The sequence below is a fragment of the Rheinheimera tilapiae genome (assembly GCF_042432165.1).
Taxonomy (GTDB): domain Bacteria; phylum Pseudomonadota; class Gammaproteobacteria; order Enterobacterales; family Alteromonadaceae; genus Pararheinheimera; species Pararheinheimera tilapiae.
Genome location: NZ_JBHLXP010000003.1, coordinates 311,111 through 335,199, shown reverse-complemented (window position 1 = coordinate 335,199; position 24,089 = coordinate 311,111). Strand labels below are relative to the sequence as shown.

The window sequence follows — 24,089 nt, the reverse complement described above, 5'->3', positions numbered from 1 at the left end:
TCGGATGAAAGCATTTTTAAAAAAAAGCTGGGCATTGCTACGGCAGTTGTCTGGCGATGATGCCTACGAGCGTTATCTGCGCCATCATGTGCTGGTTCATCCAGATGAAGTGCCATTGGATCGCAAAAGTTTTTTTCAGCGTGAACAGGAACGTAAATGGAATGGCGTCAAGCGCTGCTGTTGAAATACAATTTGATAAATGGTGGCCCCACCTGGACTTGAACCAGGGACCAATCGATTATGAGTCGAGTGCTCTAACCAACTGAGCTATGGGGCCAGCGTGCAGACATGGGTCTGGTTGGTGAAGCGATGGCAGTATATGGATTTTTTGTTGCCTTGTCACCGGAGAAATGTCAGCGACTTCAGTTGATTGCCTAAATTTCAGCCAAAAAAAACAGGCGCCGGTAGGCGCCTGTTTTTGCTGACTATGATTGTCGCTGATCTATTCGTCCAGGAAGCTTTTCAGTACTTCAGAACGGGAAGGGTGACGCAACTTGCGCAGCGCTTTGGCTTCAATCTGCCGGATCCGCTCGCGCGTAACGTCAAATTGTTTACCTACTTCTTCCAGCGTATGGTCGGTATTCATGTCGATACCAAAACGCATCCGCAATACTTTTGCTTCACGAGCCGTCAGGCCAGCCAGAACTTCATTAGTGGCGGCTTTCAAGCTTTCCATCGTGGCCGAATCCAGTGGTGACTCTGAGGAATTATCCTCAATAAAATCACCCAGATGCGAATCTTCATCGTCGCCAATCGGTGTTTCCATCGAAATTGGCTCTTTGGCGATTTTCAGCACTTTGCGGATCTTATCTTCCGGCATGCCCATGCGTTCAGACAGTTCTTCCGGTGATGGCTCACGACCCATTTCCTGTAACATCTGACGGGAGATCCGGTTCAGTTTGTTGATGGTTTCGATCATGTGGACCGGGATCCGGATGGTCCGGGCCTGGTCTGCGATGGAACGGGTAATAGCCTGACGGATCCACCAGGTCGCATAAGTTGAAAACTTATAACCACGGCGATATTCGAACTTGTCGACCGCTTTCATCAGACCGATGTTGCCTTCCTGAATTAAATCAAGGAATTGCAGACCACGGTTGGTGTATTTTTTCGCAATCGAAATGACCAGACGTAAGTTGGCTTCAACCATCTCTTTTTTCGCTCGGCGGGCTTTCGCTTCGCCAATCGACATGCGACGGTTGATGTCTTTGATTTTGAAAATCGACAGACCGGTTTCTTCTTCGATCTTGCGCAGCTTGTCGGTTGAACGGACCAGCTCTTCGCGCATATCTGCCAACTTGGCTGAATATGGTTTATTCGCGGCGATTTCGGCGTCGATCCAGGCACTGCTGTTTTCGTTGCCAGTGAAGGATTTCAGGAAGTTCTTCTTCGGCATTTTTGCGTATTCAACGCAATGCTTCATGACGATACGTTCCTGAACACGAACGCGATCCATCATTTCGCGCATGTTTTTGACCAAGCGGTCAAATTGCTTCGGCACTAAGCGGAAGCAGCGGAAAACTTCAGAGAGCTTCTCGATTTCGGCTTTGGTCTGTGCGTGCTCGCGTCCGTTTTCGATAATAGATTTACGGGTAATATCATATTGGACCCGTAATTCACCGAATTTTTCGCGTGCCAGCTCCGGATCCGGACCTGTATCAGCTTCATCGGATTCACCGTCTTCGCTTTCTTCGTCGTCGGCGGTGATATCTGCATCTTCGTCGGCCAGCTCTTCTTCCGGCACATCAGAGCCGATATGCGTCGCAGTCGGCGGCAAATCGTCCACTTCATTCGGATCGACGAACGCAGTGACGATGTCGCTTAAGCGGATTTCTTCGGCTTCAAATTTGTCCCACTGTTCCAGCAGGTAGGTAATGGCTTCCGGGTATTCTGCGACCGACGTTTGCACCTGATTGATGCCGTCTTCGATGCGTTTAGCGATGTCAATTTCGCCTTCGCGGGTCAACAGTTCTACCGTACCCATTTCGCGCATGTACATCCGAACCGGATCCGTCGTGCGGCCCAATTCTTTGTCCACACTGACCAGCGCTTGCGCGGCTTCTTCCGCAGCGTCTTCATCCGGTGCTGCATCTGACATAATCAAATCGTCAGCATCTGGAGCTGTTTCGCAGACCTGGATGCCCATGTCATTGATCATGCGAATAATATCTTCGATCTGGTCAGAGTCGATGATATCTTGTGGAAGGTGATCGTTTACTTCAGCAAAAGTTAAATAACCTTGTTCCTTACCTTTTAAGATAAGAAGCTTTAATTGCGACTGAGGATTTTGCTCCATAGAGGCTGCTCTTCCACCCGATATAGTTAGTTTTCAAAAATGCGAATGCGGGATTATAACAAAGCGCGGCTTTTCTAGCCAGCAAACGCCCACTGCTTCACGGTTATTTCGTCTTAAATGCCTTTAACAACATGGCATATTCCTGACGTTCGGCCAGACTGAGTTTGGTCAGTTGATCCTTGCGTTGTAAGGCTTCCAGCCGTTGTTGCAGATACTGATCTTCAAGTGCTCTGAAGGTATCAAGAAAATCTGCAGTCAGTTGTTCTTCTGCCACCTGGTGTTCCCATAACGCCAGCTTGCTCAGAATGTTGTACTCTACGGCGCCGCGCCAGTGTTCCAGCAATTGCGCTGTGGTCAGGCCCGGCTGCTGTAATAATTTTTGTTGTAGCGTCAGTAAAATCTCAATCCCAGGTAAATTAGCCTGCGCCAGTTCAGGCGCCTCCGGCATCACAGTCGCGAGCGCCGGATGCTGCAACAACAATGCGATAGCACGGCGCATTGGTGTAATTTTAGTGGCTGTTGACACCGCCGGACTGGTTTTAGTTGTTTTCGGCTGACTTTGATTGGAGCGTGGTCTGCCAACTAAATTTGCCAACCGGTCTAACAACGTCTCCCGGTAAAACTCACTTGGGATCTGCAAAATCATTTCGTTGGCTCGATTCCACAAAGCAGATTTCCCGGCATCGCTGCTGACATCGATGTCGGCCAGCAAGTGCTCAAACAGATAATTGCTCAGTGGTAGCGCGTGCTGCAGCCGCGTGACAAACGACTCCTTGCCTTCTTTTCGCACCAACGTATCCGGATCTTCGCCATCCGGCAGAAACACAAATTTCAGTTCCACACCATCTTTCAGGTAGGGAAGCGCGCTTTGTAATGCACGCCAAGCGGCATCACGACCAGCGCGATCGCCGTCGTAACAACAGACAACAGTCGGCGTATATCGAAACATGGTTTGCATGTGGTCACCGGTTGTCGCCGTGCCGAGGCAAGCGACAGCGAATTCAATACCGAACTGCGACAAGGCTACAACGTCCATATAACCTTCTACGACCAGCAGCATCGCCAAACGTTCCTGTTGCTGGCGAGCTTCGTACAGACCATACAATTCACGGCCTTTATGAAACAAACGGGTTTCGGGAGAATTTAGATACTTAGGGGTACCGTCGCCTAATACACGACCACCAAAACCGATCACTCTGCCGCGTTTATCGCGGATCGGGAACATCAGCCGGTCACGGAAAAAATCGTACTCCCGACCATTATCATTGCGATTGGTCAGTTTCAACTCAAACAATTGATCACGGCCCTGACGGGTGGTGGCCAATTGTTTGAGCAGTAAATCCCAGCTATCCGGCGCATAGCCAATACCGTATTTTCGAATTGTCTGCTCAGCCAGACCGCGTTTTGCGACATAAGCCTGAGCGTTTTCATTCTGTTCCAGCTGCTGCTGATATATTTTTGCGGCTTTTTCCATCTGACTGTAATCATCCGCACTGGCCTGCAGGTAAGGCTTTTGTCCGCCTTCCCTTGGTACCTCCAGGTGATGCATTTTGGCCAGTTCTTCTATGGCTTCAACAAACTCGAGCTGCTCGAACGCCATCATAAAGCTGATGGCATTACCGTGCGCACCACAACCAAAACAGTGATAAAACTGCTTGTCTGCACTGACAGTAAAAGAAGGAGATTTTTCGCTGTGGAACGGACAGCAAGCCGCATAGTTTTTGCCGGCTTTTTTTAACGGCACGCGTTGGTCTATCAATTCAACGATATCGGTGCGCGCTAACAGGTCGTCAATAAAGGGTCTGGGGATTTGTCCTGCCACCTTTTTCCTTCCTGCTGAATGCTGATGCCAGAAAAAAACAAACCGTGCACTGAGGCACGGTGTTGCAGTTTTACAGCTGAATGTGGTGACGGTCCTGAGGCGGTCGCGCTTTAGCTCAACCGAGATTTAACAAGGCCGCTTAGTGCGCCCATGTCAGTACGGCCCTGTGCCTGAGGTTTTAACCACGCCATCACTTTCGCCATGTCCTGCATACCGGAAGCGCCTGTTGCGCTGATGGCCTGCTGTAGCAGTTCATCTAATTCGGCAGCAGTTAAGGCTTGCGGTAGAAACTGCTCTATTACTGTGATTTCAGCTAGCTCGGTGTCAGCAAGGTCTTGTCTGCTGGCAGCTAAATATTGCGATGCCGACTCTTTACGTTGTTTGACCATTTTAGTCAAAACCGCAAGAACGTTCGGATCGTCTGGTTGGATTTGCGCATCGATCTGGCGTTGTTTTATCTCGGCCAGTGCCATGCGGATAGTGCCAAGACGTAATTTGTCTTTAGCCCGCATGGCGTCTTTCTGCGCTTCCTGAAGTTGCTCGAGCAGAGCCATCGTCAGCAGTAACAGCTATTAGTACAGCTTGATACGACGAGCGTTTTCGCGTGACAGCTTTTTCATGTGACGTTTCACAGCAGCTGCTTTTTTACGCTTACGAACCCAAGTTGGTTTCTCAAAGAACTCTTTAGAGCGAACGTCAGCCAGAACACCGGCTTTTTCGCAAGAGCGTTTGAAACGACGTAATGCTACGTCAAACGGTTCGTTCTCTTTCACTTTCACTACAGGCATTAAAATCTCACCTCGGTTGTTAGGATACCGCGACCCGGTCAGCGGCTAACCAATACGTTTAAAAATGGTGCGGCATTTTACTCAAAGAGCGGCGATAAAGTAAAGCGATTTGGCAAGTGACTGGTGCTGATCGGTCAAAACCGTTACAATCCGCGGCTTTGGGCCTGTTGCCAGAGGATATTCATGCGGGTTTTAGGTATCGAAACATCCTGTGATGAGACCGGAATTGCGATCTTTGACACAGAACAAGGCCTGATGAGCCATATCGTTTACAGCCAGATCGCATTGCATGCCGATTATGGCGGCGTGGTCCCCGAACTGGCAAGCCGCGATCATATCAGAAAAACTCTGCCATTAATCAAACAGGCTTTAACTGAAGCCGGTTGTACTGCCGAGTCGATTGACGGTGTCGCTTACACCGCAGGCCCTGGACTGGCAGGGGCTTTGTTGGTTGGTGCGGCAATAGGCCGTAGTCTGGCCTTTGCGTGGGATAAACCGGCATTGGCAGTACATCACATGGAAGGTCATTTGTTGGCGCCGATGCTGGAACAGCATGCGCCGCAGTTTCCATTTCTGGCCTTGTTAGTGTCAGGCGGGCATACCCAGCTGGTACGGGTCGATGGCATTGGTCGTTACCAGTTGTTAGGGGAGTCTATTGACGACGCGGCCGGCGAAGCTTTTGATAAAACGGCCAAGCTGATGGGGCTGGAATATCCAGGAGGGCCATTGCTGGCCAAACTGGCCGCAAGCGGCGATGCGAAAAAATATGCATTTCCGCGACCGATGACAGACAGGCCTGGTCTTGATTTTAGTTTTAGCGGTCTGAAAACTGCCGCTGCGAATGTGATTGCTGCTGAAGGTAAAACACCTCAGGTTCAAGCCGATATTGCGGCCTCGTTTCAACAGGCTGTTGTTGATACGTTGGTACTCAAATGTCGCCGTGCGCTGAAAGAAACGGGGTTAAAATCTTTGGTGGTGGCTGGTGGTGTCAGTGCGAATGAATCGCTGCGCATGCAGCTTGCTGACCTGATGAAATCATTAAAAGGGCAGGTGTTTTATCCCGGTAAAGAATTTTGTACCGACAATGGCGCGATGATCGCTTATGCCGGCTGGCAGAGATTACGGGCAGGTCAGGCGCAGGATTTGTCGATTGGTGTTACACCTCGCTGGCCAATGCAGCAGCTGCCGCCGGTTTAGAACGTTTCACGACAATAAAAAATGCCTGATTTTTCAGGCATTTTTTATTTCACTTCAGGAAAGTAGCGCGAGTTTGATCCCGACTTCTATTCTTTCGGGCGTTTGGTTTTATCCCACACTTTTGTTTCGGTACCGTGCCACAGACGAAGCAAATTCTGCCGGTGGCGGAAAATGATCAGAATACTCAGCATTAACACCGGAATTGTATATAACGGTTTGATAAACCAGGTGAATATTGGCGCCAGGCCGACAGTCACTATGGCAGCAAACGACGAATAACCGGTCGCACCAATCAAAATAATCCAGGTTGCAATAAGCAGACCCGCGAGGTCGAGGCCAATCGGCATCATGGTACCAAAAGCTGTTGCGACGGCTTTACCGCCCTGAAAACCGAAAAATAGCGGGTAGATGTGACCAAGACAGGCACAGATAGCGATCATTCCGAGATAAAATGCATCGATTTTCAGGAAATAGGACCCCCAGACCGGAATGGTTCCTTTGAGCACATCAAACACCAAAACGAGCACTGCCGGTAGCGTGCCACCAAGACGCAGCACATTGGTCGCGCCAGGGTTACCAGAGCCATGAAGTCTTGGATCAGGTAAACGGAACAGTTTACTTACTATTACCGCAGATGATACCGAGCCACATAAATAGGCTAACAGCATCATCCCGCCAATCAGCGGGGTCATCAATGAAGTTCCTCAGTTATTGATTTTGCGTTAAGATCGCGCCACAAAGGTCGGGCACGTAGCATGACGGTCAGATTATAGACTTTTCGTCCGTTTGCCTATCCGACCAGCCTGTGTTTCTCCAGACTTCTTATAACAGCGGAACATTCTGATGGATATCGTTTTTATTAAACAACTGGCTGTCGACACTGTAATTGGGGTGTACGCGTGGGAAAAAACTATTCAACAGCGTCTGTTTTTTGATCTGGAGCTGTGTACTGATATTCGTGCTGCCGCGAACGCTGACGATATCAGGCAAACATTAGACTATGCCGTTGTTTGCGAGCGGGTGACTGCGTTGGTACAGTCCGGCCCGGTTGAATTAATTGAAACACTGGCAGAGCGCATTGCCGCTATGCTGCTGGCTGATTTCGTCACCACGCAGGTGATGGTGCAGGTCGATAAACCCGGTGCTGTGGCAGCTGCTACAACAGTTGGCGTTCGCATCGTGCGGAGCCGCCACTGATGGCGCGGATCTACATCAGCATTGGTACCAACATCAATCGTGAACTGAATTTGCGTGGCGCGGTGCGTGACCTAGCTCAGTTGCTTGGACCGCTGCAGTTATCGTCGGTGTATGAAAGCGAAGCAGTGGGTTTTGTCGGCGATGCTTTTTACAACATGGTGATTGGAGCGGATACCGAACTCGCGTTGTCCGAAGTGATCGCGTTGTGCAAACACACGGAAGACAATTATGGCAGAGTGCGTGACGGTATTAAGTATTGTGGTCGCAGTCTGGATCTCGATTTACTCAGTTACGATCAATTGATTTGTTCGGAGCCGGTGGAGTTGCCAAGAGCAGAAATTTTATATAATGCCTTTGTCCTGCAGCCGCTTGCTGAGATTGCACCCGATACATTACATCCGGTATTACACCAGTCATATCAACAGCTTTGGCATGATTATCACACCCCGCAAAAACTTTGGGTGATCCCGTTTCAGTTCTGAACCAGCTGGAAAAAGCGTCGGCCGCAAGCGTGCTATAAGTTAACATTTGTACCCGTCATTCACAGCTTTTTACATTTCTCTGCTGACTTTTTGTGCGAGGCAATCTCGTTGCAACTAAAAAACCGTGTTATTTTATACAGGTGTTTTTCGGTGATTTCGCAAGGAGTTCTGAAATCGCCTGACACTTCCCCCTTAAAATGCAACCTTGGCTCTTAATATGAAAATCCTGAAACCTGTGTTGATGTCTCTCGTGATCACAGCTGTGTTGGTCGGTACTATTGTTGCCGTGAAAATGGACCAGTTCAGTGTGATGGCTGCCGGTGGTGGCCAGGTGCAACCGCCTGAAACCGTCTCTGTCTTTGTTGCCGCAGAGCAACAATGGCCTAATACCTACACAGCGATTGGCACCGTTGAAGCGGACGAGGGCATTATGATTTCCGCCCAGGTACCGGGTAAAGTCAAGCGGATCACCTTTCAATCCGGTGCCGAGGTTAAAGCCGGTGACGTTCTGATTGAACAAGAGTCAATTAACGAAGCCGCTCAGCTCAATGCTGCACAGGCCCGGTTAAAACTGGCGAAAACCAGTTACCAGCGGATCCGCGAACTGAAATCCAATAAACTTGCCAGCCAGAGCGAGCTTGATACCGCGTTACAACAAGTTGAATCGGCACAGGGTGATGTTGATGACCTCAATGCAACACTTCAGAAGAAATTAATCCGCGCGCCTTTTGATGGCCGGGTGGGTATTCGTCAGGTCGACCTTGGTACCGATCTGCAAGTCGGCACTGCGATTGTGTCTTTGCAGGCGACAAACCGGGTCCGCGTAAACTTTCCGGTGCCCCAAGACTGGCTCAGCCAGATGAACACCGGTCTGCCGGTTGAAGTCTCCACTGGTGGCAGAGATAACCTGGTTGTAAAAGGTCTGGTGACTGCGATAGGCACAGAAATTCACCCGGAAACCCGCAATGTGACGGTTCAGTCCTCACTGGATAACGGCAGCAAAGCTTTGGTGCCGGGGATGGCAGTCACGACCACCGTTACTTTAAGCGACCCGCATTCAGTGCTCGCGGTCCCTGCTGCAGCCATTATCTATGCACCTTATGGCGATACGCTGTTTGTCGTCGATGAAAAAGACGGCAAATTGGTCGCCCGTCAGCAGTTTATCCAGACAGGCAAAGCGTTGGGAGACTTCATCGAAGTCACTAAGGGCTTAAAGGCAGGCGAAAAAGTCGTCAGTGCCGGTGCTTTCAAGTTATTCAATAACCAGGCTGTGGTGATTGGCACAAAACCGACACCGGAATTCAAAGCCAATCCAACGCCCACTGACAGTTAAGGCGCCACAGGCAGGTTTGTATGAAATTTACTGATATATTTATTAAGAAACCGGTACTGGCGATCGTGGTCAGTTTGCTGATTCTGCTGGCGGGGATTCAATCGCTCAGCAGCTTATCAGTTCGGCAGTACCCACGCAGTGACATCGCAGTGATCAAGATCACCACCGTCTATATCGGCGCGAACTCGGATGTGATCCGCGGCTTTATCACGTCGCCCATCGAGCGCGCTATCGCGTCAGCGGGTGGTATCGACTATATCGAGTCGCAAAGTACCATGGGGATGTCGACCATTACGGCGCATTTGCAACTGAACTACGACCCACTGAAAGCGATGACTGAAATCAGCGCCAAAGTGAATCAGGTGCGGGGCGAATTGCCGCCGGAAGCCGAGGTACCGTCACTGGCGATTGAAGCTGCTGACAGCCAGTTTGCTCAGGCGTACCTGAGTTTCAGCTCAGATATTCTGGAGCAAAACCAGATCACCGAATTTTTGACGCGCTCGGTACAACCACGCCTGATTGCGGTGAATGGTGTCCAAAAGGCGGAGATCCTCGGTGGCCGTACATTTGCGATGCGGATTTGGCTGAAAACAGAAAAAATGGCGGCCGTTGGGGTCACCCCAGCCGAGATTAGGGCCGCGTTGCAAGCACAAAACGTGCAGGCAGCGATAGGCCAAACCAAAGGTAGTTACACGCAGGTCAACCTGAATGCGAATGCCGGGTTGACCAACGTTGAGGATTTCCGGCGTATCGTGGTGCGGCAAAATGCCGATGGTGTGATTCGCCTGGCTGATATCGCCGATGTAGTGCTTGGTGCGGACGACTACAGCGTGGAAGTGAATTACTCCGGTCAGACTGCGGTATTTATGGGGGTGTTTGTCGCGCCAAATGCCAATAGTCTGGAAGTCATCCGGACTGTCACTGCTGAGATGGAAAAAATCAAAGCGGATTTACCGGCAGGGTTATCGGGTGAAGTGTCGTACGACGCGACCAAATACATAGATGCAGCGATCCAAGACGTTATTAAAACACTGGCTGAGACGCTGATTATCATTATCGTAGTAATTTTCTTGTTCCTCGGCTTCAGCCGCTCCGTGCTGATCCCACTGGTAGCCATTCCGTTGTCACTGATTGGCGCTGTTTTTATCATGCAGCTTTGTGGCTTTTCGTTGAATTTGCTGACTTTATTGTCAATTGTATTGTCAGTCGGTTTAGTGGTCGACGACGCCATTGTTATGGTTGAAAACATAGAGCGGCACATTCAGGATGGTTTAAAGCCTTTCCACGCCTCTCTGGTTGCTGCCCGTGAATTAGCGGGGCCCATTCTGGCAATGACTGTGACGCTGATGTCCGTGTATATCCCGATTGGTCTGCAAGGTGGCTTAACCGGGACATTGTTCCGTGAGTTTGCTATTACACTCGCAGGCGCGGTTACCATCTCGGCGATAGTCGCGGTGACTTTATCCCCGATGATGGCATCCCGGATGCTGTCACCGCATCGTGAGATCAAAGCGCCGTTGTCGAAAATCTTTGATCGGTTTGCCGCGTTTTATAGCCGTAAACTCAATGCCACGCTGGAAAACCGTATTGGCGTTTACCTGTTCTGGGGTTTTATCTCTATCTGTGTAGTGCCGCTGTATATCATGTCGAGCAAAGAGCTAGCGCCCACTGAAGACCAGGGCGTGATCTTTGGTATTGTTGATACACCGGCGAACTCAACCATTGACCAGGCGTCATTTTATGGCAAACAGGTCAATGAAGTGTTTATGTCCGTACCAGAGACTGATTTTACCTTCCAAATCACCTTCCCGACTGGTGGTTTCAGCGGCATGGTGACAAAACCATGGGCGGAGCGTGAGCGGACGACTACTGAGATTTTACCGGACGTGCAGCAGAAACTGGGCGAAATTGCCGGGGTACGGATCCTGCCAATCACACCACCATCCTTGCCGGGTGGCGGCAATTTCCCGATTGAGTTTGTGATTGCTTCCACCGCGGATAGTCAGGAAATTTATGACTACGCGTTGAAACTGCAACAAATTTTCACACAAAGCGGCAAGTTTTTCTTCCCGCCGATGCTGGATATGAAAATTGACCAGCCGGAATATCAGCTGAACATTGACCGTGAAAAAGTGGCTGATTTGGGCCTGGACATGCGCACTGTGACGCAGGATTTAGGCATTCTGCTCGGTGGTGGCTGGGTAAACCGGTTTAATAAAGACGGCCTGAGTTACAAAGTGATCCCACAGGTAAAACGGATTGAACGGCTGACGCCGGATGATTTGTCCAAGCTGTATATCACCGGGCCTGACAATAGCATGATCCGGCTGGACCAGATTGCGACGCTGACGCACTCAACGGTTCCGCGCTCTATCAACCGGATGCAGCAACTCAATGCGGTGAAAATCTCAGGGGTTGGCGCTGGTTCTTTGGATGAAATGCTGAAATATATGGAAACGGAAGCACGCAAGATCCTGCCTGCAACTTACACCATCGATTATACCGGTGAATCACGGCAGTTAAAGCGTGAGGGCAACACTTTCCTGCCGGCCTTCCTGATGGCTTTAACGATGATTTTCCTGGTGTTGGCGGCGCAATACAACAGCTTCCGTGACCCGATCGTGATTCTGGCGGGGTCAGTGCCACTAGCGATGTTTGGTGCACTGATTTTCACCTTCTGGAAAATGTACGCGCCGATCCCGCATTGGACCGACGCTATCAGCAGTACGCTGAATATCTATTCGCAGGTCGGTTTAGTGACGCTGGTCGGCTTAATTGCCCGTAACGGTATCCTGGTGGTGGAATTTGCCAACAAGCTGCAGGAAGAAGGCCGGGCGAAAATCGATGCGATCCGCGAAGCTTCAGTGTTGCGGTTACGGCCGGTGCTGATGACCAGTATTGCGACTATCGCCGGTCATACACCGCTGATTTTCGCAGACGGCGCGGGTGCAGAAGCACGTCAATCCATTGGTATTGTGCTGGTGTTTGGTATGACGATCGGCACTATCTTCACGCTGTTTGTGCTGCCATCGATTTATGTGTTACTGGCGAAAGACCACCAGAAAGACATGATCCGCCAAGCGGAACTCGAAGCAGTTTAGTCGCTGTACAGATGCAAAAAAGGGCAGCCGTGGCTGCCCTTTTTTATTGATTTTGCGCCGATGGCGCCGCCCTGGTTTCTCGATAAAATCGCTGCAGGTGTTAGGCAAGCAGTCTGAATTTCCCGTCAGAACCTACTCAGACCACTGTGATCTGGCTTAAATGCTGGCGGATATGCAGCTGATGAGCGGCCTGGAAATCGGCATGATTAAGGGTGCCATAAGCAAAATGCGGTGCCAGCGTGGTCGCTGCAGCGAATTCATCCAATGCCTGCAGCAATGCAGCCAGAGCAACCTGCGGATCTAACGTCGCATCCAGATCAGGCATGCCAGGGATCGCTTCATCCAGTGGATGACGCATTGCGCCCGCGGCTTTAAAGCCTTGTAGCGCCAATGGGCCAATACTGTGTTGAAACCACCAGCTGCGCTGTTGTGGATAGCCTTGGTACGAGCCCCTTACACTTTGCGCCAGATGTTGAAAAATCTGACTGACATTCCAGCTACCGCTGCTACGCAGGGTTTTACCGGTCATTTGTTTGAGCTCTTGTTGCAGAGCGGCCAAATCGGCAACAAAGCCACTGCCAGCACCATAGATCCCCGTGATACCAGCGCCGGCAATCGCAGCGCTCACCAATAAAAATTTACGCCTGTTCATGGGGAATGCTCCTGAATGCTTCTATTCGTTGTTGGATGCTATCAAGCCGCGCACTAGCGACAGCTTGTTTCATCGCTGGGCCCTGATGCCCTGCAGCGACCAAAGCTTTGATGTCGACCGCCCGGGCAGCAGTGGCTAAAGCTTTGAGATACTCTGCCTGCGGATAGTCGGCTTGCTCAAAACCGGTGCGGCCGCGTAGATCGGCAATACAGCAAGTCAGCAATAGTTCCAGCCGGTCAGGCTTGCGCCAGAGGTCGATGCCATCAAATAACTTAAGAATTGTTACCGCTCGCAGTTCCTGCGCTTTATGCACCAGCTGATGATACTCACAGGCCAGCAGCGCCAAATCCCTACAGTCATTCGGAATCCGCAAACGTTGGCACATGGCTTCAATCAGCGGTAACCCGCTGTGCTCATGGCCATGATGCGATGGCCACAGTTCGGGCGCCGTCAAACCTTTGCCAACATCATGACATAGCGAGGCAAAACGCACATCTAGCCTTGGTGATAAGAGCGCGGCTTGTTGCAACACCAGCATGCAATGCACGCCGGTATCGATTTCCGGATGCCAGCGCGGTGGGTTGGGCACGCCCCATAAAGCCGATAGCTCCGGCATCAGAACGGCCAAGGCTCCGACCTGTTGTAACAATTCAAAATAAGCGGCAGGCGTCTTTTCCTGTAAGGCTCGGGCGGTTTCCTGCCAAACGCGCTCTGCAGTCAAATGAGCCAGTTCGCCACTCAGCACAAGCTGCTGCATCAGCGTGAGCGTCTCAGCGGCGACGGTAAAACCACGATCTGCGAAGCGGGCGTAAAAACGGGCCACACGCAGAACACGCAGTGGGTCTTCGACAAAAGCAGCAGATACATGGCGAAGCACTTTAGCCGCCAAATCCAGCTGTCCGCCGTAAGGGTCGGTGATCACCCCGCTGTGCGGATCCTGTGCCATCGCGTTGATGGTCAGATCTCGGCGCAGCAGGTCTTCTTCTAAGGTTACGTCCGGCGCGTAGTAGCAGGCAAAACCGGTATAGCCCTGACCCTGCTTACGCTCAGTCCGCGCTAATGCATATTCCTGCTTGGTTTTTGGGTGAATAAATACCGGGAAATCTTTGCCAACCGCCTGATAGCCTTCGGCCAGCATTTGCTCGGGGGTGGTCCCGACGACCATAAAATCCTGGTCCTGGCATGGCAGTCCCAACAAGGCATCACGCACGGCGCCGCCGACAAGATAAATCTTCACACGCTTTCCTGACAGGTGATTTTTTGCCATTATAACGCTCCAGCAACAATTGCGCTCCAGGTCTGAGCAGGAAGCCATGTACACCGCATTTTTTGGTCTGAACAGCCAGCCGTTTTCCATCGCGCCGAACCCTGAATTTATGTATCTGGGCAGTCGTCATACTGAAGCCTTGGCGCATCTGCGTTATGGTTTAGGGGATGCCGGTGGCTTTGTGTTACTGACCGGTGAAGTCGGCACTGGCAAAACCACCGTATCGCGTTGTTTGCTGGCCGAGTTACCGCCCAATACTCAGGTGGCTTTTATCCTGAATCCGACTTTGTCTGAACTGGAGTTGCTGGCTGCTATTTGTGATGAATTGAAGATCCGCTACAAAAAAACCGATGCCAGCCTGAAATTGCTGACTGATAAAATCACGACAAAACTGCAAAAAAACCATCAGGCCGGCATCAATACCATTCTGATCATCGATGAAGCGCAACATCTGCAGCCCGCAGTACTGGAACAGCTGCGATTGCTGACCAATCTGGAAACCAATACGAAAAAATTGCTGCAGGTGATTCTGATTGGCCAGCCGGAACTGCAACAATTACTGCAACGCCAGGATTTGCGGCAACTGGCACAACGAATTACGGCGCGTTATCACTTAATGCCGCTAACGCTGCCGGAAGTGAAGTATTATGTCGAGCATCGTTTACAGGTGGCCGGTTGCAGCCGACCGGTCTTTGCTGATAGTGCATTGAAAAAACTCTTTGAATTTTCTGGCGGTATCCCGCGTCTATTGAATCTGTTGTGCGATCGCGCGCTGTTGGGCGGGTATAGCCAGCAAAAGGCCCTGATTGATGGCAAACTGATCGAGCTGGCCGCCGGCGAAATTCTGGCGATTAAACCACTGGCGCCAAAACCAGGTCTGCCGGTCTGGCTTTGGCCGTTATTGTTTGTGTTGTGTCTGGCGCTTGGCGTTAGTCTGTCTTTGTTATGGTTACAAACCTAAATTAAACCGGAGTCCGGGTTTTTTATGTCGTTATTAATGGATGCACTGAAACAACAGAATAATGCCGTAGCTGAAACTACTGCTGCGCCAACGGCGCCGGCACGTGGCTGGCAATATCTGGCCATCGTGTTGTTAGTGCTATGTGGGTTGGGGCTTGGATTTGCGCTCGCATTCTGGTTCACCCACAAACCCGTCGCCGAGCCCGTAACAGTCGTAGTTGCAGCGCCGACCACTCCAGTGGCCACACCGGCTTTACCACCGGCAAATCCCGGATTGATCCTCAGTGATCTCACCACTGTGCCGACCAGTGAAGAGCAAGAAGCGCAGTTGGTGATTTCAGCGGAACGCGAAGAGTCTCAGGGGCAAAGTCTCGATGAGCAAGTCGCGGTGCTGGAGCAGTTTGATGAGGGAATACCGATGCAGGAAGCGGACCCTGATGCACCTGTCGCAGAACTTGCGGCCCAACAACCCGAACTCAGCGCCGACGAAGTTCCTCAGGAATTAAAAGACAAATTTCAATACGCGCTGGAAGCCGCAAAAGGTGAACGTCGACCGGCTAAGATCACCGAACACGCGGCGCCAGCCCGTGATATCAGTACGCTGGATGATTCACTACAGCGTCAGATCGCACCGTTACGCTTCGAAGCGCATGTATATGCTTCAGAGCCAAAGCAACGCTGGGTGAAAGTCAATGGCAAGGATTTACAGGAAGGCCAGTGGATCACGGCAGACATTCAGCTGAAAGAAATCACCCCCCAATATGTACTGATGCAAACTGGCCGCCAGTTATTTAGCATGGAGGCATTGTCGGAATGGTCGTATCGGTTAAAAACCAGGCCTTAACCGGGCGTTTACCATTAAAAGTACTGCCGCAAATCTAAAGCAAACTGGCTGAGATCTGCTGCCGCTACGATGTGCTCTTCCGGTAATTTGGCTAGATCCAGTACCTTCGCCGGCAAATGATGCCGATGCACACTGTGATAAAACAGTTTGACCTTGGGTTTGTCCGAGTATTTGGGATGATTCTCCAGTACCAAAGCCAATTTCCCTGATTTCAGTCTGACAGCGGAACCCGGCGGATAAAGCCCCATTTCACTGAGAAAAATCTGCGTTAGTTGCGGGTCCAGGGCCTTACCTGCTGCCGCTAACAACTGAGTTCTTAAAGTGGCCATGTCTATTTTGCCGAGATCTGCGAGTTCTTGCAGATTCGCATAGCGATTGACAATAGCGAGCAACCGGGCTGGCGCGGATTGGTCTGCTAAAGGCGCTAAATGTCCGGCGACTGCATCGAGACTGCGGGCGGGACACTCCGATTGTTCTAACAAGGTCAGACTATAAGGTAACGCGGCTTGATCAGTGGGTTGCTCCTGTGGAAACAGTTGTTTCAGCTGGGCCTTGCCGGCGTCGTGCAGCAGTGCGGCCAGCGTGTAGTCACGGGCCTCTGCCTCAGATAGTTGCAAGCTCTGACAAAATGCCGCCATCAGGCAGGCGCAGCGCACGGCGTGGCGCAACAGAACATCATCTTCCTGCAGGACTTGTTGCAGGTAAAGTAATGCTTGTGGATTGCGACTACTGCTGTCGAGCAGTTTGTCGCAGTTTTGTGCAGGTTCGGTCAGATCGACACTGTCAGCCTGTGCCATTTTCTCAAAAGTAGCTGCAGTTTGCTGGCGGGTACTTTGCAGGGTCAGTTCAGTGCGGCTGCACTCCTGGGCAAAATCGGCCCGGGGTGTGGCAGCGATGGACTCAAATCCTGCCGGTGCAACAGGAAGTTCTTTCGGCGGTGGCAGCTGTTTGGTCGGATCGATAAATACTTCCAGTACACCTTTTTGTTTCAATGTCGCGATCAGTAGTTCACTGCGAACCCAACCTGCATGTTTAATCACCACATCACCCGTTTGGCGGGCGACAGCAATGACATAACTGCCAAGTGCGAGTTCGTCGATTGGAACTGCTTGTTTTGTCATATCAATAGCCTGCAGGTTGTTTGAATGAACATAAGCAAAAGTGCCGGAAAATGCAAAAGCGTCGCACTAAGCATAAAAAAGGCCCGCAATCGCGGGCCTGGTATTATCTGACGAAAGCTTTTCGATTTAAACCGCGTTATCACTCATCGTCATCAGCGAGGCGTTGCCACCTGCTGCAGTGGTATTAATAGTGACGGTTTTTTCTGTGACCAGGCGGTGTAGCAGACGTTCATCGGCTGGAGTCGTGATCAGTGGCGAAATAGCGCCATCGCGGGCGGCAATCAATTCACCGGTCAGCGCTTTGACTGCGCTGCCAGCTTCAATGACTGCTGCAGCGACCAGCGGGTTACTGATCAGCGCTTTAAGCTGGGTCAGTTTGGCGACGCTGAACAAAGCTGGCTGCAGGTTGGCGTTAAGCAGCACTTTTCGGATCGCTTCCGCTTCTGCAAGGTCTTTATCTTCAACCACTGCAACCACCGCATTCCCCGCCGCCAACGCCGTCAGCACTGACAGCATCCAGTACTTAAAGCAGCCAGATTCGTCACGGATACAAGCGACAACACCACGGGCTTCCAGATGCAGCTGGTTGGATTCACCAGTTGGTCCTGGCAGCTGGATCGGCGTCGCCAGTTCTTTTTCGATATGACCGATGAGACCACGCGCACTGGCCAGCACCTGCGCCAGATCACCTTCCTGTTTGACCACAACGGCATTTGAAGCCAGCTGCGCCATAAATTGGCGAATGACCGAACTACGTGCAGTGATATCTTTTTTCTGCCATTCGACCTGGGCTTTTGCTGCCAGTTGCAGACTTTGCTGTAGCGCATTGTCGTTGCCAGATGCGGCCAGCAGGCTGGCTTTTTTATCGTCTGATAATGGCGCTTCAGTCACCTGCAGATTGTCTTTAATCAGGCGGGTTAAGTAGAACGGACCGCCGGCTTTTGGACCAGTCCCTGACAGACCACGGCCACCAAATGGCTGCACACCGACCACAGCACCAATCATATTGCGGTTGATGTAGATGTTACCGGCTTTGACTTCACGCGCGACCTGCGCGGTCACTTCAGCGATACGGCTATGCACACCCATCGTCAGGCCATAACCGCTGGCATTGATTTGTGCGATGACATCATCGAGCTGTTCGGCTTTGAAACGGATGATATGCACGACCGGGCCAAATACTTCGCGTTGCAGCACGGCCAGATTGGCAATTTCATACAAACGCGGAGCAAAGAAGAAATGACCTTCACCAGCCGGGATCGGGCACTCGTAATGCAGTTTGGCTTTGCCTTCCAGATACTTAACGTGCGCCGTCAGGCCTGTCAGAGCCTTCTGGTCAATCACCGGACCGACATCGGTAGAGAACAACGATGGATCACCGACATGCAGTTCTTTCATCGCGCCTTTGATCATATGAATGATTTTGTCGGCGACATCTTCCTGCAGGAATAACACCCGTAGTGCAGAACAGCGCTGACCGGCACTTTGGAAGCCTGAAGACACCACGTCATCCACTACTTGCTCCGGCAATGCGGTGGAGTCGACGATCATACAGTTTTGACCACCGGTTTCGGCGATTAAAGGCACCGGCTCGCCACCGCGTTCGGCCAGCTTGCGCGCGATCCAGCTACCGGTCTCGGTCGAACCGGTGAACATCACCGCCTGAATGCGTAAGTCTGGTACCACGTGCTCACCGATGACACGGCCCGGTGCGATAGTCAGTTCGACCACACCGGCTGGCAGACCGGCGGCACGCCACAGTTCAATCGCGCGAATGGCGATTAACGAAGTCTGTTCAGCTGGTTTGGCAATGACGGTGTTACCGGCGGCAACGGCAGCCGTGACCTGACCTAAGAAGATCGCCAGCGGGAAGTTCCACGGGCTGATACACAGCACCACACCACGGCTTTGCAGCGGCGTACCGGTGAACATGGTTTCAGCACGAGCAGCGTAATAGCGACAGAAATCAACGGCTTCACGAATTTCCGCCACGCTGTCCGGCACGGTTTTACCGGCTTCTTTGACACAAATCGCCATCAGTTCATCGCGATGTGCTTCTAAGGCATCGGCTAAAGCACGCAGCAGACGGGCGCGCTCAGCAACCGGTGTTGTGCTCCAGGTTGGGAAGGCAGCTTCGGCCCGGTCTATGGCAGCTTTCATCTGTTCTGGTGTGTGGTGCTCGACATAACCTATCACCTGGGCGTGATTCGCCGGATTACGCACCGCTTTGGCGCCTTCTACCGGGGTGCTGCTGGTCGCGGTGGTCAGCCACTGCTGCATATTGTTGCGCAGCGGGGTAATGGCATCCACTTCAGTTAAATCAATACCCTTAGAGTTTTTACGCTCATCACCATACAGGTCGGCTGACAGCGGAATTTGTGTGTTGCGTTTCTGTTTCCAGCTGCGCACCAGTTCAACCGGATCGGTCAGCAGGCTTTCCACCGGAATGCTTTCATCAACAATGTTATTAACGAATGAGCTATTGGCGCCGTTTTCCAGCAGGCGACGTACTAAGTAGGCCAGCAAGTCTGAGTGCTCACCAACCGGTGCGTAGATCCGGCATGGTACTTTGTCGTCTGCAACAATTTGGTCGTACAGCGCATCGCCCATGCCGTGCAGGCGCTGGAACTCGTAACCGGTGCGATCCGGTGCCATTTCCAGAATAGTGGCAGCCGTGTAGGCATTATGCGTGGCGAACATCGGATAAATGCTGTCACGGTATTCCAGCAGTTTGCGCGCACAGGCTTGATAGGACACATCGGTCGATGGTTTACGGCTGAATACCGGGAAATCGTTGTGACCTTCGATCTGACTGATTTTTACTTCGCTGTCCCAATAAGCGCCTTTAACTAAACGCACCATCAGTTTGCGGCCTACCCGGACTGTCAGTTCCCGCAGCCATTCAATCAGCGGCAGACAACGTTTGGAATAAGCCTGAATCGCCAGACCAAACCCTTCCCAGCCGGCTAAATCTTTATCGGCGAAGACGGCTTCAATGACGTCCATCGACAGCTCTAAACGGTCTGCTTCTTCAGCGTCCACGGTGAAGCTGATGTCATAGCCTTTGGCGGCTAACGCCAGTGTTTTTAAGCGCGGAACCAGTTCTTCCATCACGCGGTCACGATGTGAGAAGCGATATTTCGGGTGAATGGCGGATAATTTGACCGAAATGCCCGGGCTTTTCAGCGGCCCGCGTTTTTTCGCAGCAGTGCCAATGGCATTGATTGCCATCATATAGCTCTGGAAGTAGCGGTCGGCATCTTCCATCGTGCGGGCGCCTTCGCCCAGCATGTCGTAAGAGTAGGTGAAGCCTTTGGCTTCCAGTTCAGTGGCGCGTTCCACGGCTTTGTTGATCGTGGTGCCCATGACAAACTGTGTGCCCATGATTTGCATGGCATAACGCACGGCCTGACGGATCACAGGCTCGCCGAGACGGCCACAGGTGCGTTTTAATAACCCAAACTGGTCTTTTTTATGGTCGTCACTGTAATTAACCAGTTTGCCAGTCAGTAACAGGCCCCAAGCTGAGACGTTGACGAACAGCGACTCGCTGTTGCCTAAATGCGAACTCCAGTCGCCGTTCGATAATTTGTCGCGGATCAAGCGGTCAGCAGTGTGTTTGTCTGGTACCCGCAGCAGCGCTTCGGCCAGACACATCAATACCAGGCCTTCTTCAGTCGACAGCGAAAACTCATTCAGCAGCGCATCCACACCGCCTTTGCCAATCTGCGCCTGCCGGATATTCACCACCAGCTGGCGGGCGCGTTCCCAGGCACGTGAGCGGGCCTGGTCGCCGATATCGGCCAGCGGTAACAGAGTTTCCAGTACCTGAGCTTCATCTGCGCGATAAAACTGGCGCAGCGTCTGGCGTAGAGGGCTTGGGGAGGGGAGTTCGCCGTGAAATAGCATAATTTTTATCTCGGTTGATTTAAAATAAATGCTGCATTTTAGTGAAAGCACTACCGTATTTGGTGGCTAAATTTCGATTTAAACCATACATAATTTGGTTTTATAATGCTTTAACCAGAAAAAATACGGAATCAGCTATGAATGCCAAAGGCCGGCCGTTAGACCGCATCGACAGAACCATTTTAGACACTTTGCAAAAGGATGGCCGGATTTCAAATGTCGAGCTGGCCAAGCGCGTCAATCTAAGCCCAAGCCCCTGTATTGACCGGGTGCGAAAGCTTGAGCAGGAAGGCTTTATCGAAGGGTATGGCGCTAAGTTGTCGGCATCCAAACTGGGGCTCGGTACAGCAGCTTTTATTCAGGTCACTCTCGATCGCACCACCGGCGCGATCTTTGACCAGTTCCGCGATGCCGTGGTGCAAATTGCCGAGGTTGCCGAGTGCCATATGGTCGCCGGTGGCTTTGATTATTTGCTGAAACTGCGTTTATCCAGTATGGAGGCGTATCGGGCGGTATTAGGCCGGATTGTTGATTTACCGGGCGTATTGCAGACCCACACTTATGTGGTGATTGAACAGGTGAAACAGGATTCGGGCCTGCCGCTGGACGACAAAACACAGGATAAAAACTGAGGTCTGGTGCTGATACATGCCGTGACAAATGTCATGGTTTTTGATGACAAAGCACACTGACTGACCATGCACATAACCGGGATACTGACATCATCAAATCACGGAGGTGTGCCATGCAAAACAACAAAACGTTAGACCAGCAACTGATTGAATTTCGTAGCAAACGTTATCTGGCGATGCCGTTGTCCGGCGCCATTATCTGGGCATTGATTGGGGCATTGTCTTTTGTACTGACGCCTTATCAGCAAGTGATGGCGACTTTTATCGGCACCGGCAGCATCATTTATCTGGCGATGGCGATCTCACGACTGACCGGTGAGAACATCAGTTTTCAGAAAAACACTGAACGCAATTGGTTCGATACTATTTTCCTGGCCGCTGTTGGCATGAGTTTTCTGGTGTTTGCCATCAGCATTCCGCTGTTTATGGAAAACTATCTGGCACTGCCGTTTGCCTTAGCTGTGCAGACCGGATTGATGTGGCTGGTGTTTGGCGTTGTGGCAAAAGCGCCGGTGGCTTATGTCCATACCATGGTCCGCACTGTGGCTTGTGTGGCGGCCTATCTGACCATGCCGCAACACAGTTTCTGGTTACAACCGCTGATTGTGGTGATCTGTTACGGCTTTACCATTCCGGTACTGGAGATGCGGTATCGGGCGCAGCAGCCACAAGGCTCTGCGGCGCAGGCGTGATAGCTGACTACGTAATAAAAAGGGAGCTTTCGCTCCCTTTGTTGCATTTTATCAATCATCTTACATCCAGCGATCATTGCGCCGGCGTTTTGGTGTGATTAATGGCAAAATCAGACCAAACAGAATACCGCCCAATAAAATGCCACCGCCAATCACCATTTTGTTCTGCAGTAATTCCGGATTTTCTTCGGCCAATCGGGTGGTCAGTTGGGCTGCGGTTTGCTTGGCGAGTTCAGCAGCTTTGACGGCTTCATCGCGCTCGGTTTGGGCTTTGCTGACCTCTGCCTGCAAGGCCTGACGTTCCTGATCAAACTGGGCAGCTATCATTTCCTGCTGACCCAGTTGCTGTTTCAGCGCTTCCAGATTGGCCTTCGGACTGGCGGTATAGCTGATGTATTCGCCGCTGAGCCAGCCTTCGCCACCACTGCTGTCGCGGACTTTGACAAAACCATTGGCCGGATTGTCGCCGATAAAAGTGACATTTTCGCCAGCACGTACCGTGGAAATAGTGCGGTATTCATTGCCCGGGCCAGAGCGTAATGGCGTACTGAGACTATCGATGATAAACGCTGGTTTTTCGGCAACTGCCGCTTTGGCCGGCGCTTCAGTCACAGTTTGTGCGACGGGTGCTGAAGTTTGTTCAGCGGGGACTTGCTGGGCTGATGCAACAAAACTGGCCAACACAGTGGCGATACAAGCAGATTTCAGAGTAGACATAACAAATTCCGGTAGGCTGCAACAAGCATAATTGCGCCCGATCATAGGGAGTTGTGCTGAGGTTGACAAGCAAAAACACTTGCAGCATCAATGGGGCTGGCTTAGTGTGCCTGACAAATCGTTTTGGCGTGATCAGGACCTGTTATGTCGCTGGAAGTGGAACTGAAATTATTGTTACCGGCGCAGCATGCTGCAGCCATTTTTGCCACTGTGGTGGACTATTGCCGCCAGCAACTGGCAGCCGTGGAGTGCCTCGGCGAAAAAACCTTGTTAAATGCTTATTTTGACACTGCTGATCAGTGGTTCCGCCGCCACGACAGTGGCCTGCGCACCCGGCAAAAACAAGGGCGGTTTGAACAGACCCTGAAGTTGGCCGGCCAGCAACATGGCGCAGCGCATATCCGACCTGAATATAATGTACCGACCACCGGCGTAGTCCCAGTTCTGAGCGATTTTCCAGCGGAAGTCTGGCCTGCAGGCACCGATGTTGCGGCGTTACAGGCCAATCTGCAGGAATTATTCCGCACCGATTTTGTCCGGCAGACATTACTGCTGCAAACCGCTGGCGGTGCACGGATTGAGCTGGTGTTTGATCAGGGAACTGTACTCGGCAGCGGTCTGCAGGAAGTGATCTGTGAGCTCGAGCTTGAATTACAAAGCGGCGCAGTGGCGGAGATCTTCACGCTGGCTGCGGCGCTGGTGCAACAATTCCCGTTGCAGTTGGGCGTGCAATCCAAAGCTGAGCGCGGTTATTTGCTGGCGAAACAACAACCGCTGCAATGGCAAGACTTTCGCCCGACCGACACGCTGGCAGACTACTTGGGCACATTTTTGCGCAATCAATTATTGGTAAGCCGGGGACTGGCGGCGCAAACCATGTTGGATCAGCAGTGGCAGCAGTGGCTCAAGGCGCTTGCTGCTGAACCGGCCGCTGTTACTATATTACCGCTGGCGGAAGCATTGGGTTTACAGCCGTCACCCCAAGCGCTGCAATCTTGGTTGTTGCAATACAGTATCTGGTTACTTGAGCCTGCCACGCTAAATCGCATCGTTTAACATGCCTGATCGGGAGTCTGTCC

21 protein-coding genes and 1 tRNA gene are annotated in these 24,089 nt (G+C 51.6%); 11 read left to right on the top strand and 11 right to left on the bottom strand.

Going from position 1 to position 24,089, the window contains the following annotated elements; translation table 11 throughout:
• The first annotated feature begins 4 nt into the window (after positions 1-4).
• Entirely contained in the window at positions 5-184 is a 180-nt protein-coding gene (locus ACFFJP_RS12415; protein WP_377244311.1) for a YbdD/YjiX family protein, read from the top strand.
• Positions 185-200: 16 nt separating this feature from the next.
• Here ACFFJP_RS12415 and ACFFJP_RS12410 read toward each other — a convergent pair.
• The 5 genes from ACFFJP_RS12410 to rpsU all read right to left on the bottom strand — a co-directional run bounded on the left by ACFFJP_RS12410 (position 201) and on the right by rpsU (position 4,906).
• Positions 201-277: transfer RNA gene (locus ACFFJP_RS12410), tRNA-Ile, on the bottom strand.
• A 165-nt stretch (positions 278-442) separates the two neighbouring features.
• Positions 443-2,296 (bottom strand): RNA polymerase sigma factor RpoD, encoded by a 1,854-nt coding sequence (rpoD, locus tag ACFFJP_RS12405; protein WP_377244307.1) that lies wholly within the window; start codon positions 2,294-2,296, stop codon positions 443-445.
• Between the two features lie 103 nt (positions 2,297-2,399).
• Positions 2,400-4,118: a DNA primase gene (gene dnaG / locus ACFFJP_RS12400; protein WP_377244304.1), complete on the bottom strand. Its 1,719-nt coding sequence runs from the start codon at positions 4,116-4,118 to the stop codon at positions 2,400-2,402.
• A gap of 110 nt (positions 4,119-4,228) precedes the next feature.
• Positions 4,229-4,672 (bottom strand): GatB/YqeY domain-containing protein, encoded by a 444-nt coding sequence (locus ACFFJP_RS12395; protein ID WP_377244301.1) that lies wholly within the window; start codon positions 4,670-4,672, stop codon positions 4,229-4,231.
• A gap of 18 nt (positions 4,673-4,690) precedes the next feature.
• Positions 4,691-4,906 carry a 30S ribosomal protein S21 gene (gene rpsU, locus ACFFJP_RS12390; RefSeq protein WP_008899776.1) on the bottom strand — a complete coding sequence of 72 codons (216 nt, stop codon included), beginning with the start codon at positions 4,904-4,906 and terminating at the stop codon, positions 4,691-4,693.
• A 183-nt stretch (positions 4,907-5,089) separates the two neighbouring features.
• Between rpsU and tsaD the strand changes: the two genes are divergently transcribed.
• Complete coding sequence (gene tsaD / locus ACFFJP_RS12385) at positions 5,090-6,103, top strand: tRNA (adenosine(37)-N6)-threonylcarbamoyltransferase complex transferase subunit TsaD (protein ID WP_377244298.1); 1,014 nt, start codon at positions 5,090-5,092, stop codon at positions 6,101-6,103.
• A gap of 86 nt (positions 6,104-6,189) precedes the next feature.
• On the opposite strand, the gene plsY is transcribed toward tsaD, so the two are convergent.
• Complete coding sequence (plsY, locus tag ACFFJP_RS12380; protein WP_208931935.1) at positions 6,190-6,795, bottom strand: glycerol-3-phosphate 1-O-acyltransferase PlsY; 606 nt, start codon at positions 6,793-6,795, stop codon at positions 6,190-6,192.
• Between the two features lie 151 nt (positions 6,796-6,946).
• Between plsY and folB the strand changes: the two genes are divergently transcribed.
• The 4 genes from folB to ACFFJP_RS12360 all read left to right on the top strand — a co-directional run bounded on the left by folB (position 6,947) and on the right by ACFFJP_RS12360 (position 12,216).
• Positions 6,947-7,300: a dihydroneopterin aldolase gene (folB, locus tag ACFFJP_RS12375; protein ID WP_377244295.1), complete on the top strand. Its 354-nt coding sequence runs from the start codon at positions 6,947-6,949 to the stop codon at positions 7,298-7,300.
• Entirely contained in the window at positions 7,300-7,782 is a 483-nt protein-coding gene (gene folK, locus ACFFJP_RS12370; protein WP_377244292.1) for a 2-amino-4-hydroxy-6-hydroxymethyldihydropteridine diphosphokinase, read from the top strand. The genes folB and folK overlap by 1 nt, the downstream gene beginning before the upstream one ends.
• A 217-nt stretch (positions 7,783-7,999) precedes the next feature.
• Positions 8,000-9,115 (top strand): efflux RND transporter periplasmic adaptor subunit, encoded by a 1,116-nt coding sequence (locus ACFFJP_RS12365; protein WP_377244289.1) that lies wholly within the window; start codon positions 8,000-8,002, stop codon positions 9,113-9,115.
• A gap of 20 nt (positions 9,116-9,135) precedes the next feature.
• Positions 9,136-12,216: an efflux RND transporter permease subunit gene (locus tag ACFFJP_RS12360; protein ID WP_377244286.1), complete on the top strand. Its 3,081-nt coding sequence runs from the start codon at positions 9,136-9,138 to the stop codon at positions 12,214-12,216.
• A gap of 136 nt (positions 12,217-12,352) precedes the next feature.
• Here ACFFJP_RS12360 and ACFFJP_RS12355 read toward each other — a convergent pair whose 3' ends face one another.
• Both ACFFJP_RS12355 and ACFFJP_RS12350 read right to left on the bottom strand, forming a co-directional pair.
• Positions 12,353-12,868, bottom strand: coding sequence for a DUF1569 domain-containing protein (locus ACFFJP_RS12355; protein WP_377244283.1), 516 nt, complete (start codon positions 12,866-12,868; stop codon positions 12,353-12,355).
• Complete coding sequence (locus ACFFJP_RS12350; RefSeq protein WP_377244280.1) at positions 12,855-14,105, bottom strand: multifunctional CCA addition/repair protein; 1,251 nt, start codon at positions 14,103-14,105, stop codon at positions 12,855-12,857. Before ACFFJP_RS12350 ends, ACFFJP_RS12355 begins: the two co-directional genes overlap by 14 nt.
• 76 nt (positions 14,106-14,181) lie before the next feature.
• Here ACFFJP_RS12350 and ACFFJP_RS12345 point away from each other — a divergent pair, with 76 nt between their 5' ends.
• On the top strand, positions 14,182-15,096 hold the full coding sequence (locus ACFFJP_RS12345) for an ExeA family protein (protein ID WP_377244277.1): 915 nt from the start codon (positions 14,182-14,184) through the stop codon (positions 15,094-15,096).
• 24 nt (positions 15,097-15,120) lie between these two features.
• On the top strand, positions 15,121-15,939 hold the full coding sequence (locus ACFFJP_RS12340) for a general secretion pathway protein GspB (RefSeq protein WP_377244274.1): 819 nt from the start codon (positions 15,121-15,123) through the stop codon (positions 15,937-15,939).
• Positions 15,940-15,953: 14 nt separating this feature from the next.
• Here the strand turns inward: ACFFJP_RS12340 and ACFFJP_RS12335 are convergent, their stop codons facing one another.
• Positions 15,954-17,060 carry an HD-GYP domain-containing protein gene (locus tag ACFFJP_RS12335; RefSeq protein ID WP_377244271.1) on the bottom strand — a complete coding sequence of 369 codons (1,107 nt, stop codon included), beginning with the start codon at positions 17,058-17,060 and terminating at the stop codon, positions 15,954-15,956.
• 126 nt (positions 17,061-17,186) lie between these two features.
• On the bottom strand, positions 17,187-20,969 hold the full coding sequence (putA, locus tag ACFFJP_RS12330) for a bifunctional proline dehydrogenase/L-glutamate gamma-semialdehyde dehydrogenase PutA (RefSeq protein WP_377244268.1): 3,783 nt from the start codon (positions 20,967-20,969) through the stop codon (positions 17,187-17,189).
• Between the two features lie 137 nt (positions 20,970-21,106).
• On the opposite strand from putA, the gene ACFFJP_RS12325 reads away from it, so the two are divergent.
• Positions 21,107-21,601, top strand: coding sequence for an Lrp/AsnC ligand binding domain-containing protein (locus tag ACFFJP_RS12325; protein WP_377244265.1), 495 nt, complete (start codon positions 21,107-21,109; stop codon positions 21,599-21,601).
• Between the two features lie 113 nt (positions 21,602-21,714).
• Positions 21,715-22,293 carry a DUF7010 family protein gene (locus ACFFJP_RS12320; RefSeq protein WP_377244262.1) on the top strand — a complete coding sequence of 193 codons (579 nt, stop codon included), beginning with the start codon at positions 21,715-21,717 and terminating at the stop codon, positions 22,291-22,293.
• 60 nt (positions 22,294-22,353) lie between these two features.
• Here the strand turns inward: ACFFJP_RS12320 and ACFFJP_RS12315 are convergent, their stop codons facing one another.
• Complete coding sequence (locus ACFFJP_RS12315; protein ID WP_377244259.1) at positions 22,354-23,010, bottom strand: TIGR04211 family SH3 domain-containing protein; 657 nt, start codon at positions 23,008-23,010, stop codon at positions 22,354-22,356.
• A gap of 144 nt (positions 23,011-23,154) precedes the next feature.
• Between ACFFJP_RS12315 and ACFFJP_RS12310 the strand changes: the two genes are divergently transcribed.
• Positions 23,155-24,066 carry a CYTH domain-containing protein gene (locus ACFFJP_RS12310; RefSeq protein ID WP_377244256.1) on the top strand — a complete coding sequence of 304 codons (912 nt, stop codon included), beginning with the start codon at positions 23,155-23,157 and terminating at the stop codon, positions 24,064-24,066.
• Positions 24,067-24,089: the final 23 nt, after the last annotated feature.